Origin of the sequence: Hoylesella enoeca JCM 12259 (assembly GCF_000613405.1) — a bacterium.
Taxonomy (GTDB): domain Bacteria; phylum Bacteroidota; class Bacteroidia; order Bacteroidales; family Bacteroidaceae; genus Prevotella; species Prevotella enoeca.
The window spans coordinates 20,177-33,304 of the sequence record NZ_BAIX01000014.1 but is presented as its reverse complement, the minus strand read 5'-3'; the positions used below and the strand labels follow the sequence as shown (position 1 = coordinate 33,304).

At 41.6% G+C, this 13,128-nt stretch carries 9 protein-coding genes, 1 tRNA gene, 1 pseudogene and 1 CRISPR repeat array; of the genes and pseudogenes, 9 read left to right on the top strand and 2 right to left on the bottom strand.

Translation table 11 applies throughout. The features are described 5' to 3' along the window. Nucleotides 1-210 precede the first annotated feature (210 nt). The 9 genes and pseudogenes from cas6 (at nucleotide 211) to JCM12259_RS06080 (ending at nucleotide 10,837) form a co-directional block, all read left to right on the top strand. Nucleotides 211-984: a CRISPR-associated endoribonuclease Cas6 gene (cas6, locus tag JCM12259_RS06125; RefSeq protein WP_025065788.1), complete on the top strand. Its 774-nt coding sequence runs from the start codon at nucleotides 211-213 to the stop codon at nucleotides 982-984. 18 nt (nucleotides 985-1,002) lie between these two features. Next, entirely contained in the window at nucleotides 1,003-1,572 is a 570-nt protein-coding gene (locus JCM12259_RS06120) for a hypothetical protein (RefSeq protein WP_025065787.1), read from the top strand. Continuing rightward, nucleotides 1,569-3,709: pseudogene (cas3, locus tag JCM12259_RS14165) on the top strand (CRISPR-associated helicase Cas3'). The gene JCM12259_RS06120 and the pseudogene cas3 overlap by 4 nt, the downstream one beginning before the upstream one ends. Before the next feature lie 4 nt (nucleotides 3,710-3,713). Then, on the top strand, nucleotides 3,714-5,018 hold the full coding sequence (locus tag JCM12259_RS06110) for a hypothetical protein (RefSeq protein ID WP_025065786.1): 1,305 nt from the start codon (nucleotides 3,714-3,716) through the stop codon (nucleotides 5,016-5,018). After that, nucleotides 5,015-6,073 carry a hypothetical protein gene (locus JCM12259_RS06105; protein WP_025065785.1) on the top strand — a complete coding sequence of 353 codons (1,059 nt, stop codon included), beginning with the start codon at nucleotides 5,015-5,017 and terminating at the stop codon, nucleotides 6,071-6,073. The genes JCM12259_RS06110 and JCM12259_RS06105 overlap by 4 nt, the downstream gene beginning before the upstream one ends. A gap of 314 nt (nucleotides 6,074-6,387) precedes the next feature. Next, the gene (gene cas4 / locus JCM12259_RS06100) at nucleotides 6,388-6,900 is read left to right on the top strand and encodes a CRISPR-associated protein Cas4 (RefSeq protein ID WP_025065784.1); all 513 of its coding nucleotides are present in this window, start codon (nucleotides 6,388-6,390) and stop codon (nucleotides 6,898-6,900) included. Further along, entirely contained in the window at nucleotides 6,897-7,910 is a 1,014-nt protein-coding gene (gene cas1b, locus JCM12259_RS06095) for a type I-B CRISPR-associated endonuclease Cas1b (protein ID WP_025065783.1), read from the top strand. Before cas4 ends, cas1b begins: the two co-directional genes overlap by 4 nt. 15 nt (nucleotides 7,911-7,925) lie before the next feature. Further along, on the top strand, nucleotides 7,926-8,189 hold the full coding sequence (gene cas2 / locus JCM12259_RS06090) for a CRISPR-associated endonuclease Cas2 (RefSeq protein ID WP_025065782.1): 264 nt from the start codon (nucleotides 7,926-7,928) through the stop codon (nucleotides 8,187-8,189). Nucleotides 8,190-8,404: 215 nt separating this feature from the next. Next, nucleotides 8,405-10,444: a CRISPR direct-repeat array (repeat unit 29 nt; unit sequence GGACTAATTGTACATTATTGAATTGAAAT). A 316-nt stretch (nucleotides 10,445-10,760) separates the two neighbouring features. After that, nucleotides 10,761-10,837 (top strand) — tRNA-His (locus tag JCM12259_RS06080). 134 nt (nucleotides 10,838-10,971) lie between these two features. Here JCM12259_RS06080 and JCM12259_RS06075 read toward each other — a convergent pair. Together JCM12259_RS06075 and JCM12259_RS06070 are read right to left on the bottom strand one after the other, a co-directional pair. Then, entirely contained in the window at nucleotides 10,972-11,415 is a 444-nt protein-coding gene (locus JCM12259_RS06075) for a lipocalin-like domain-containing protein (protein ID WP_025065781.1), read from the bottom strand. 7 nt (nucleotides 11,416-11,422) lie between these two features. Next, nucleotides 11,423-12,985: a capsule assembly Wzi family protein gene (locus tag JCM12259_RS06070; RefSeq protein WP_025065780.1), complete on the bottom strand. Its 1,563-nt coding sequence runs from the start codon at nucleotides 12,983-12,985 to the stop codon at nucleotides 11,423-11,425. Nucleotides 12,986-13,128: the final 143 nt, after the last annotated feature.

The window sequence follows — 13,128 nt, the reverse complement described above, 5'->3', positions numbered from 1 at the left end:
TTATAGAAACGTAACCACACGCACAGCGTCCCCAGGCCCTCTCTACCCCTTTCTTATGAGTCACTCAGTAGTGTAAAAATGAAGTTTAATGGCTTCCGCGTGGCGTGGAAACGCGAGGGGAAAAATGGTTTTATAGAAAACTTATAGAAAATTTGGAGCATTTCCTTTTTTTTATTTAAATTTGCGACAGTAAACTAAAAACATTCAAAGATGAGATTCAAAATAACATTGCAAGTACACTCTCAACAATATGGAAATGCGTTTCCAATCAATTATCAATATGAGTTATCGGCAGCCATCTATCAGATTTTGTCGTACGCAGATAGTGATTATGCCGAATGGTTGCACAACAATGGTTTTCAGAGTGATCATGGAAGTAAAAGCTTCAAGTTATTTGCGTTTTCTCATCTAATCGTACCGAATTACGGAATTAATAAAGAGGATGAAAGATTACTCTTGAAATGTGACACCGTAACGTGGTTCATCTCGTTCCTACCCCAGAAGAGTACATGTAAATTCATTGAAGGAGTTTTCAAGGAACAGGTATTTCAAATAGGTGATCAGTTTTCAAAAGTAGAATTTGTGGTACGTGACATTGAAATCATGCCACCATTGGAATATAAAGAGACAATGACCTTTCAAACAATGTCGCCGGTATGTATTACCCAACGTACAGAAAACGGCAATACACAATATCTTTCGCCCGAAGCGCCAAATTATTCGGAGGCTCTATTAAAAGGATTACTGGCACGCTATGAAGCTCTCAATGGTGAAATCTACCAAGGTGAAACTTTCTGTAAAATGAATATCCTCAGCAAAATTAAACCCAAGTTGATTAAAATCAAAGCAGGAACTCGGGCACAAACGTTTGTCCGTGGCTATGATTTCTCGTTTTCTCTGTCACTCCCCGAACCACTCATGCAGATAGCATACGAAGGAGGACTTGGCGAAAAAACAAGCCTGGGATTTGGAATGATTATGTAAAAGTCTAATGATAACAATATGTTCGTAGTCAAGTATCAAGGAAAATTCGGTTTTATCAAACCTTGGACGGCTGTTCGCGATGGTTTGACTTATAGTCAGCAATTTCTGACACCATCCGTAATCGAAGGAATAGAGAAGAAACTTTTCCCAGAAATGTTGACTTATCCAGGGGTGATCGGCAAGATATTGCGACACAAACTTAGTTACAGTGCCATTGACATTCAGCAAGAACGTACGCAGGCACGGGGGTGGGACAAAAAGCCCAAGGAGAAGAGATGGGTGCGTAATCAATCTATTCTCAACCGAGGTGTAATGCTCAATCCTATTCTCCATCTCGCTTTTGCAGATAGAGATTCGGCAGAGATAGCAGCCAGACAGCATCTCTGTTTGTGTAGGAATGAAGATCTGATGCTGCCGAATGCAGAAATTTCAGAGATGGAAGAAGAAGAGTTTGCCACGATTGACGGTTTTGAATTGCGTTTCGGGCAATCGGAAAATTCTTTTCTTGTCGGTTATAATCGCTTTGATGATAATCGCCCGATGTACGGACGCTTGGAGGTAAGCGGAAATCCTGTATTCGGTTTATGAGTAGTGCATACGATCATATCCTGGCCAAACACGAAGACTCGGGACTTATAACACTGAAACAGCATCTTGAAGATGTTGCCCAAGTAGCCGTTATCATTGCAAGAAATCTGGGATTAGACGAGAATCTCGCACGGAAAGGGGCCTGGCTTCACGATATTGGCAAGGCGAGTCCCTTGTTTCAACAGACACTCAAACATGGATATGTGAGACCTCCAGGATTTATCTTTCGTCACGAGATTGCTTCTTTATTCTTTCTATCATTGGTAGAAGAGGAAGAAAGATTACCTATTATCGAAATGATTACGGCACATCATAAGTCATTATTTCGCAATGATCCCAAAAATAAAGGATTATTGGATTTGGATGAAAATACTGAAAGCTTTGAAATCCATAGTGGAAGATTCAACGAATGGAGCACGACAGCTTTGGGAATCTTATCGGAATTGGGCTTGAAGACACATGATATTGATATTAAAGAGGCACAAGCAAATTATAACTTTGTGGTAGACTCGTGTTGGACATTTAAGAACGGATGCTCGTTGTGGAAAGGATTGCTGATGGCTGCTGACCACTACGCTTCTGCTTTGGCAGACAAGACAGAGATCAATATAGACAGATTATTTATAAAGCCCGATTTATCATTTTATCAACGCCAAAATGAACTCTATCCGTTGTCTCTTATCTCTTCGGAAGATAGTCGTCCACACACTTTGGTAACAGCTCCCACAGGAGCAGGAAAAACCGATTTCTTATTGAAAAGATGCCGCGGACGTGTATTTTATACACTTCCATTTCAGGCATCTATCAATGCAATGTATGATCGTATTAAAACGGATCTTAATGATACTGACGCTCAAATCTATCTGTTACATGCAGCATCAAATTTGATTGCCGAAGACGGAACACTCGAAGAGGTGATCCTACAACGGCATATCGGTGCATCTGTTAAAGTGCTTACTCCGCATCAAATGGCATCTCTCGTCTTTGGAATCAAGGGTTATGAAGCAATGGCTGCCGACTTACAAGGCTGCGACATCATACTCGATGAGATTCACACTTATTCAGATACCATTCAATCGATCGTACTTCGGATTATAGAAATATTGCTTGTCCTGAACTGCCGGATCCATATAGGAACAGCTACGATGCCGTCCGTACTGTATGAAAAAGTTTTGTCGCTCTTGGGCAATAAAGAGAAAGTGTACGAAGTCAAACTTCCTAACGACACATTAGCGTCTTTTAATCGCCATATAATATATAAGGTAGAATCTTTCGACCAATGTGGAAACTTGTTATCCGATGCCATTGAACGTCAGCAAAAGATTCTTATCGTGTGCAATCAGGTGAAACGCGCACAACAGCTTTATCTCGAATTGAGTGACAGATATCCTGATGTGCAACGAATGTTGATACATAGCCGTTTTAAGCGAGGAGATCGACAAAGGTTGGAACAGGAACTCAAAAACAAATTCAACGCATTGTCTGAAACTTGCATTGTCGTGTCTACACAAGTTGTTGAAGTAAGTTTAGATATCAGTTTGATCTCATGATTACCGAATGTGCTCCTATTGATGCCTTAATACAACGATTTGGGCGTATCAATCGTAAGAGAAGTGCAGCTACAATCGGTAAATATAAGCCAATCTATGTCCTTGCTCCACCTGAAAATGAGCGTGAAGCACGACCCTATTCCTTACCTGTCCTGCAACGGAGCTATGAGGTGTTACCAGATGGTGCTATCCTCCATGAGACAGGAATACAACAGATGCTCGACAAGGTATATCCCGATATTACGATCACCAATATAGATTATAGTGGGGCTGTTTATACAGGTGGTAAATGGCAGCTGAAAAAACTCTGTCATTATTCTAAGTCGGCGTTGCTTGATGTCTTGGATATCGAATCGGCTATTTGTATCACGCAGACAGATCGCGATAGCTATAAAACAGATACGGCCATAGAGAAAGCAAAAGCCGAAATCCCTGTAAGTTACAGAGCCATTGCTTTTCGCAGGCTCGATAAGATAGAAGTTGGTCATCATCCATATATCATACCGGATAAAGCCTATTCAGAGGAGCTCGGGCTTCAAATGGATTACGCGAGTGCTGAATATTATAACACATTTGAAATTTTATAGACTTATGGTAACAACAAATATAGGACGAATCTTCCTGAAAGTCTACAAGGAAAAGATCGGAAAAGAATATCATGCAAAAGATTTCTTTGATGAAGTCTTTCATCCATTAGTCTTTGGTAGCAATAAATATCTGCAATGGGTTCAAAATTCACCTTTTGTACAAATGAAGAAAGGACAAAAGGTAGATAATCTAACGCCAAACGAACGACAAGAAAAGCTGGAAGATCTTCATGAAAAGATTTCCGCCGGGAGTAAAGATGCCAGCATAGCAATTGGCTATGCAGCATCGGAAGAAAAAGGATATGCCTCGACTTCCGGACAAGTTACAAATATTCCCATCTCAATTTCCGAAGACGATATCTATTATTCGTGGATCGGCTCCTGCTTGGCATTAGGTATTCAAGGAGGAGTATCGATCCTATTCGAAGATCCCGATATTTTATGGGACACGTTCATTGGTTGGAAATATTATCGCCAAATGGTTGATTCAAATGCTGCGATGAGAGGAAATCAGCTATCATCAGCCTGGAATGCGCAGTGGCTTGCACATAGATATTCCAAAATATATGATCCGGATAGTCCATTAGCTAATTTTTCACCAACAGAATTAAAAGGTGATGGACTTGGCATCGAGACGATTTCATGGACCAAACTTCTCATCGGTATTTGTAACCACTTTGAAAAACCTCAACTTTTAGGTTATGTTTTCAGCCTTGGACAAACGAATACGACGATCGGCTTTATTCCTTTTGCATTGGATCAGATTCGTCATCCACTTACGTTGTACAAGAAGTTGTTTGCAATGGACGGGAAGCAAGCGGAGGAATTATGGGGCACAGCGATGGGATTCCAGAAAGCATGCCAACGAGGTGCCATTGGCATCACGGCAATGGAACCGAAAGGGCTGCGCGACTATATCATGGGAAAGAAACTCCCGAAATATAAAGAAGATGAACAACAAACCATTTTATTTAATACTTACATAACTTGGATAATAGCTATGCTGAATAACGAAGATTTATGGGCTACGGCCCAAGAGTTTGCAAATGCGCTTCAAGCGTATGCAACCGCAGGACGACAGAGTAAGACAGGCAATTCCCGCAAGGTGGATGAGGTGATCAAGGCAACCAACAAGAATGCCTTTATCAGCGCATTAGTCAATATTATCGGCGATGCTGAAAATAAGGAGGCTATCGACACGATTGCACAAACAGTAAATGCAATGCCGACAGACAATGTCCCTTATTTTCTAACTCTTGTGCGCTTTCAATACGCAAAAATCAATAACAAAAAAATAAAACAACTATGAATCCTTACATTTACTTGCGTGCATTGAAGCACGCAGATCACACGGTGTTTTGTGTGTCTGATGGTCAGAAAACTTATTTTGATCCCCAATTCAATAGATCAGTTCCATTCTCAAGCGGACAACAAGTGAAGCGGTCTATTTTGCAAGCATTGACAGATGAATTGAATGTGCCAATGGCTCCGATTACATTCAATTATAATATCAATGCCAAGCACGAATTAGAAAATAAAGAGCCTTGGTCACCCTGTGATCCGAGATATGTAGATCAGCTATTAGGCGGGTGGATGAAAGCTGATGGGAATGGCCCGACTGTAAAACGTCGTAGTCCGCTTTCCATCTCGTCGATGCGTGCCATTCATCCTCTTCTTGCAGGAAGTTATAAAGAGAATCTGACTTTTGACCGCAGCGACCGCCCAGACTACAATCCCGTTAATGTTAGGATAGTTGGTAGCAACGAACTTCTGACAGAGGAACAGATCGAGGCTTATTTATTTGAGAATAAGCGAACACTGCCTCGCCGCAACTGGATTCCAGACAATAAGCGTGCAAGCGGTCTCTTCATATCAGACGTTGCCATTGATTTGCGTACACTGTTCTGTGTATCGACGAATCAACATGAACCCGAACTAACCAAAGAAAAAATTGAAGAACTGAAAACCGGAGGATGGATAGAGAGCGAAAATGTGTTCGGCAAATGTCTGGTGCTTCCGCGAGAAGAACGCGAAAAAGTGATTCCAGCTCTGGCCAATGCGCTCATCAACTGGCGTATCACTTCTAATCAGGCTCGCACTTTCAGCCTGATGGAAACCTTGGCTGTTGCTATCAGCGATAACGCCAATACTGTGCCAGCGGCCATTCGGGCTAAGTTGATTGACAACGGCGAAATACAGCGGGCCAAACCAATCATCGATGAAACGGCTGGGGCTAATGTATTCGTTACATTGCCCTGTGCAGGCTATGTACAGACAGAGTCGGAGTCGGCCGACGCCTTAGAAGCCGCAGAGAAGAAGTTGGTTGAAATGATGCTGGCATTTGATTACGAACATCAAGTATAATGGATTTAATCCCGGGCGTTCTCACCCGCAACGAGAACGTCCGGATCTTTCCAACTACTTGGAAAGCGCAAACGATCGCCTGGGAGCATTTCCAACTACTTGGAAAACGCAAATAGACCGCTGGCAACGTTTCCAACCCCTTGGAAAGCGTAAACAGACCGCTGGCAACATTTCCAACCCCTTGGAAAGCGTAAACAGACTGCTGGCAACATTTCCAACCCCTTGGAAAAGGAAAAAGATTCTGTACAGCTTCTCTCAACATAAGGGGAATATGGAATGATGATCTTTCACAAAATAGCAGTATTCCGAAGATTATGCAAATAACAGGAACCTGTTTCAATTATTTTCAAGTGTGCCATCGGAAGCTATGGCTCTTTGCCAATGGGATTACGATGGAACACAATTCTGATGCAGTAGAAGAGGGAATGCTGTTGCATGAAAAGAGTTATCCACAGCGATCTACCCAATATGAAGAGGTGGCAATCGATGGTATAAAAGTTGACTTCTTTGATTCGCGTAACCGTGTGATCCACGAATTGAAAAAATCAAATAAGATCGAAGTCGCACATGAATGGCAGCTGAAATATTATTTGTATGTGTTTCAGCAAAACGGTATTGCCAACTGCACCGGGATTTTAGAATATCCGGCTTTGCGGCGTACAAAGAAAGTCACGCTTGAGGAGGACGATATCTGTGAGTTGCAACGAATGATGGGCGAAATCGAGACAATCATTGCAGAAGAGCATTGTCCGCTAATCAAAAGGCGAGGATTTTGTAGGAATTGTAGCTATTTTGACTTTTGTTATTCTGAGGAGGAGCGTGAATGAAGCGAACTTTTTATTTGTTTAATCCTGGGATATTGGAGCGCCGTGATAATACGTTGAAATTTACTCCCGTGGTGGAAACCGAAGGAAAAGAGGAATTGGGACAAGCAAGATTTCTACCGGTCGAAGATGTGAATGAATTTTATTGCTTCGGTGCCTTGCGCGCCAATAGTGCGTTGTTCAATTTCCTTGGCCAACGAGATATTCCTGTACATTTTTTCGATTATTATGAGAATTACACGGGTTCTTTTATGCCACGCGATGGACTCTTGTCTGGAAAAATGCTGCTTGCGCAGACTGCTGCATATCGATCAATCAAGAAACGTCAGGTGATTGCCCGGAAATTTATTGAAGGGTCCGCTTTCAATATGCAGAAAAATCTTCAATATTACAATAGACGCGGCAAAGATATGGAAGAAAAGATGGAGATGATTCATGTTCTTGCCAACAAGATTGAAGAAACAGAATCTATTGAAGAATTGATGGGAATAGAGGGGAATATTCGGCAGATTTATTACGACGCATTCAACCTAATCATCAATGATTTCGAGATGGGCGGAAGAAGTAAGCAGCCGCCACGAAATGAAGTGAATGCATTGATCTCATTTGGGAATATGATGTGTTACACGCAATGTCTGCGTGCAATACATCAGACACAGCTTAATCCCACGATCAGCTTCCTACACACCCCCGGAGAGCGGCGTTTTTCACTGGCATTAGATGTCTCAGAGATATTCAAACCTATTCTTGTCGATCGCGTTATTTTTAAAGTGCTCAATAAAAAACTTATCCAAGAGAAACATTTTGATAGAAAACTTAATCGATGCCTACTCAATGCGAATGGAAAGAAGATTTTCGTACAGGCGATGGAAGATCGTCTGAAAGAAACGATTCAACATCGCGCGCTTGGGCGAAAGGTTAGTTATCAGCATCTAATGAAGCTCGAATGCTATAAGTTGGCAAAACATCTTTTGGAAATGGAAGAGTATAAACCTTTCAAAATGTATTGGTAATAGGGAGATTTTTTTATGTATGTGGTTTTAGTTTATGATATTGGAGAAAGACGTGTAGGTAAGATGCTCAAACTTTGCCGCCAATATCTGAGTTGGATTCAGAATTCGGTATTTGAGGGCGAGATTACCGAAGTGAAATTGAAGGCACTTCTACTACAAGCAGAGGAAATTATGGAGAAGGAACAGGATAGTATTATCCTTTTCAAAGGTAAATCCCAGTGGGTTTTAAATAAGGAAATTATCGGGTTGGAACGGTGTAGCACAGATAATTTTTTATAGTTGGAAGTTGTCGAACAAAAATAAACTTGTCCTTATTAAAGTATTTGAACTTATCACTTGTTCTTTGACTTATTGATTCACAACTATTTAGATAGAGTGTCGTTCCTCCACAGAAAAATACTTATCAAACATCGACACTTTTTATCAGTTATTTTCCATACCTTTGCATGCGAAAATAACTGAAAATCAGTGAACTCTTTCATGATTTATAACGGGGACTAATTGTACATTATTGAATTGAAATTGCATCTTCATTACGCAAGGCTGCGGAATTTTTAAGGACTAATTGTACATTATTGAATTGAAATTCATAATATTGGCGGTTGCAATCTCGTACAATACGGGACTAATTGTACATTATTGAATTGAAATCAAATCCTACTTTGACATTGATAATATTCTCAATTCCGGACTAATTGTACATTATTGAATTGAAATATGGGCTTACGGAATCGGCGATTACAAGATATATCGGACTAATTGTACATTATTGAATTGAAATTACATTCCTCTGTTTCTTTTTGAATCATTATCAGAGGACTAATTGTACATTATTGAATTGAAATACATTCGCCAGCGGCGATATGTGCGAGAGTCAAGTGGACTAATTGTACATTATTGAATTGAAATACCGAAAGTGAGCTGCTCACCATAACACTATCGACTGGACTAATTGTACATTATTGAATTGAAATAGCTTTTTGCAGAGAATTTATTTAAAGAGGGGGAAAAGGACTAATTGTACATTATTGAATTGAAATCCGCAACTACCATACGAGCCGCTTCGACGAATCCCGGACTAATTGTACATTATTGAATTGAAATTTGCGATACCTTTCAATAGCTCTTCGAGTGCGAGGTGGACTAATTGTACATTATTGAATTGAAATTACCTGCACACCGTTCAACTTGAATGAGTTCACCGGGACTAATTGTACATTATTGAATTGAAATCGATCACCTGTCTACACATAAAATCACCCCGAACGGCGGACTAATTGTACATTATTGAATTGAAATGGTAGTAAGGTTATTGATGTAAAGACGCTGCTGCCGGGGACTAATTGTACATTATTGAATTGAAATTCATCGAACAAGTATATCTATACTGCATCTCATCTACGCGGACTAATTGTACATTATTGAATTGAAATCGATAAAATGCGTGTAAAGCTGGGCGGAGACCAGGATGGACTAATTGTACATTATTGAATTGAAATCGTCAAGAAGTTATGCTGAAGGAAATTGTCAGGTGTGGACTAATTGTACATTATTGAATTGAAATTCGATAGATACATCTCCCTTGCCGGCAGCTTTCAGGGACTAATTGTACATTATTGAATTGAAATCACCTTGGCCTGACTCTGTGCGAGCTTGTCAAACACGGACTAATTGTACATTATTGAATTGAAATGGAAACTATTATCTGTTTAGTGAGGGATTTATACCGGACTAATTGTACATTATTGAATTGAAATTTTGACGAAAATAGTAATAGACTTGATGACAAAGAGGACTAATTGTACATTATTGAATTGAAATTCGGTATCACAAACTGCTAAAAGAAACCAGATCGGGGACTAATTGTACATTATTGAATTGAAATAACTCTCATTTGGATTCACCGATGAAGTCAGGAATCGGACTAATTGTACATTATTGAATTGAAATTGCGAATCTGTTTCGGGATGATCAGCGTCTTCACTGGACTAATTGTACATTATTGAATTGAAATCAGATTCGGATCGTTGGGCATCATGAACTGAACCCGGGGACTAATTGTACATTATTGAATTGAAATTGGATGCCGGCCGATGTAGTAATTATCATTCACATGGACTAATTGTACATTATTGAATTGAAATGGCTCTTTTATGAGGAGACCAATATCAACCAGCGCCGAGGACTAATTGTACATTATTGAATTGAAATTAAAAAACGGCGCTGTGAAGAGTCGGTCGATGCAGTGGACTAATTGTACATTATTGAATTGAAATGAAAAATAAGCTCATCGGGGAGTTTGAAGTCGAAGAGGACTAATTGCACATTATTGAATTGAAATAATATATCGGGGAATCCCAGTAAACGGCGGTTGTGGACTAATTGCACATTATTGAATTGAAATTTGTGAGCGAGAATCCCATGTACTTACAAAGGTGGGGACTAATTGTACATTATTGAATTGAAATAAAGGATTCAGAGTTCTTGGCAAGACAACAGAGGTAGGGACTAATTGCACATTATTGAATTGAAATCACTCACAGCCTTGTGCTCTTCTGCCAGCACTTCCGGACTAATTGTACATACCTAAGAACGCGAATTTGGATGAGTTCGGCCACAGGCGGTCATGAATATTCAAAAGAAGTTGAACCGAAGACCAAGAAAAAACTCAAATTCGACACACCGATAACTTGTTTCTGCAAGACTTTTCACCAATTTCGCATTTGCTGTTGGATTCTACAAAACGATAAAATGGCACCGTAAGAACAAAAAAACAGTCTAAAAATTTGGTCGTAACAAAGAAATGTTATATCTTTGCACCGCTTTCAATAGCAATAGATACCCAACACGGTGGCTGTAGTTCAGTTGGTTAGAGCGTCAGATTGTGGTTCTGAATGTCGTGGGTTCGAATCCCACCAGCCACCCCAAAGGAAATAGCACGTGCCAAGCAAGAAGATGATGAATCATCACTTTTTGCTTGGCACGATCTTTTTTACAACTTCCCTTCTTATTAAAAGTATCCGAGAATCCTGTCTATAACAACAAGGCGTGTCCCTCCGACTCAGAATTTACGAAATCTGAGACGCCAACGCGTGTTCGATAGAAGCATTTTCTGACCTGAAAGAAGCTCGATCTTAAAATGATCGTTGAGCGAATGGATGCCATAAGGAGCGAGGACGGCAGCATCAGATATCGCGATGTCGCCTTTCTCACGATTCGACTCATACGGATCAGACAAGAAGAGACTATCGCCCGTATCATTGAAGCGTAACAAATATTCGAGATGCTGCCAGTCTGCATCAGACAGACTCATCAGCCTGCGCTCGAAAGACCAAAACAACCGTCGATCCGACAAGTCACAGACTCCATTCGTCTGCAAACTATCCACCTGCTCCAAATGCCACATTCCCTCGACTCTTCCCGCTCTTTCCGTTTCCAGATCACAGGAAACAAACATACAGCCGATGATGAAATAACAAACCGATAATCGTATATTTCGTTTCATTTCTTGTTTACAAATTAAAGATTCCACGTTTAGCTATGGTGAATTGAACCCCGTAATTATGTCCCAGAATGTGACCTGCATCCATGCCGTAAGCTCCTGTCACAGACCAACCATGAGACAACTGCCAATCCATTTCCAATAAAATGCTCACGTTATGATGCGGTTTCGTATAAGGCTCTACATATGTTCCATAGCCTGTCTGATACGTGGTCAGCACGCGATAACCCAAACAGTCGATCGGCCGACCGCTAACCCCCAAATGATAGGCCACAAAACGATTATTCGCCACATCGATTCTGCCATTTCGGTTATAGATCGGCGAACGAAACAGTGGGTTACCCATCACCTGTCCCCAATGTTGCCAACCCATGTAAATCGCGTGGTTGTAATAATTATCTCGCCCACCAATATGATCAGGGATTGCTTGCGTATGATCGTGATACACCGGTCCGCTTTGATATTTCGTGTAGATATATTCGAAGACGATGTCTCTCAACCAAGATCCATACTTGACATTCAACTCCATTCCCAGCATCCAGTCCTTGAAATCATACAACAGATAACGTCGCTTCACCCGCTGATTCCATTCACCACCCGTGCCGTAGCCGTCGTAGTCTAATTGTAGCATAGCCGAGTGGTCCTCGAAGAATTTATCGGCATAGGCCCTCAGGCACCAAGTGTCAACATCATAGTTCAGTCGGATGAGCCAACTGCCCAACTGATTACCCTCTGCATTTTGATAAACCGTACCCTTTTCGATCACTTCGGAACCGCCCGGTACCAAGGCTTTCCAGTAATTCCGCAATCCTGTTCCCCCTTTGATGACACGCATTGAGCCGTCATCCTGCGGCAAATAAACCGTACCGCCAAACGTGGAAGCCATCTCAAGCCCCAGTTCCAACGACCACGGACAAAACACATCTTCATTACCCACTTTCAGATAGCCTGCCTTGCTATGATAGAGCACCTTGTCGGCATATCGTTGCCGACGGTCGGTGAAGTCGTGTTGCCACCCATCATCGGTCATCCTGCCATAGGCGAGATGTCCTTTCAGGCGTAGCCATTCCCCGCCGAAAGGCAGAATCCAATAATCAGGAAGCGACAGACGAATCTGCGGGACGGGTCTGGCGTTGATGCCTAAGGCCTGCGATCCACTACTCAATGCGTTGTTTTTAAATTCCATCGGCACCTGTTTGCTACCCACAGACAGCACCCCATGCAGCCATCGCAACTCAACGAAAGCCTGCTGCACCACCACCTTACTCGTATAGTGATATGGGAGAGCGACATCCAGACTGTAACCGAGTCCCCATTTACGACCAGAATCTGTCTGTAAAGGGCGTTCGAGCGCCGCACGTAAATAGCCGTTCGCCTTTTCGAGCGAACTCAATCCGTATCGGTTAGCATTCAGCCACAATGGTGTCTGCCCCTTAGCTGTCGAAGTCTGCACGCCAACCATATAGTGCAATCCGCTCCACGGTCGCATCGGCTGTGGCTGCTCGTCTTGCCACTGTGCGCTCACCGTCAAGGCCATCACGAGCCATGCCGCGAGTAAAGACCATCTTTTCATCAATACCTTATTATATAAGGTATAACGCCATCGTGCTTCCTTTATTATAACGATATAGGGAAAACCCCGTCCGATATAGGGAAAATCCTTTTCGCAGCCTGTTTCCCGAGATTAATTTTGCAGCAGATAAAAGATTAAGAACT

Excerpts from the sequence above, each read along its gene's own strand:
- cas6 (WP_025065788.1), top strand. The coding sequence starts at position 211 with ATGAGATTCAAAATAACATTGCAAGTACACTCTCAACAATATGGAAAT.
- JCM12259_RS06120 (WP_025065787.1), top strand. The coding sequence starts at position 1,003 with ATGTTCGTAGTCAAGTATCAAGGAAAATTCGGTTTTATCAAACCTTGG.
- JCM12259_RS06110 (WP_025065786.1), top strand. The coding sequence starts at position 3,714 with ATGGTAACAACAAATATAGGACGAATCTTCCTGAAAGTCTACAAGGAA.
- JCM12259_RS06105 (WP_025065785.1), top strand. The coding sequence starts at position 5,015 with ATGAATCCTTACATTTACTTGCGTGCATTGAAGCACGCAGATCACACG.
- cas4 (WP_025065784.1), top strand. The coding sequence starts at position 6,388 with ATGCAAATAACAGGAACCTGTTTCAATTATTTTCAAGTGTGCCATCGG.
- cas1b (WP_025065783.1), top strand. The coding sequence starts at position 6,897 with ATGAAGCGAACTTTTTATTTGTTTAATCCTGGGATATTGGAGCGCCGT.
- cas2 (WP_025065782.1), top strand. The coding sequence starts at position 7,926 with ATGTATGTGGTTTTAGTTTATGATATTGGAGAAAGACGTGTAGGTAAG.
- JCM12259_RS06075 (WP_025065781.1), bottom strand. The coding sequence starts at position 11,415 with ATGAAACGAAATATACGATTATCGGTTTGTTATTTCATCATCGGCTGT.
- JCM12259_RS06070 (WP_025065780.1), bottom strand. The coding sequence starts at position 12,985 with ATGAAAAGATGGTCTTTACTCGCGGCATGGCTCGTGATGGCCTTGACG.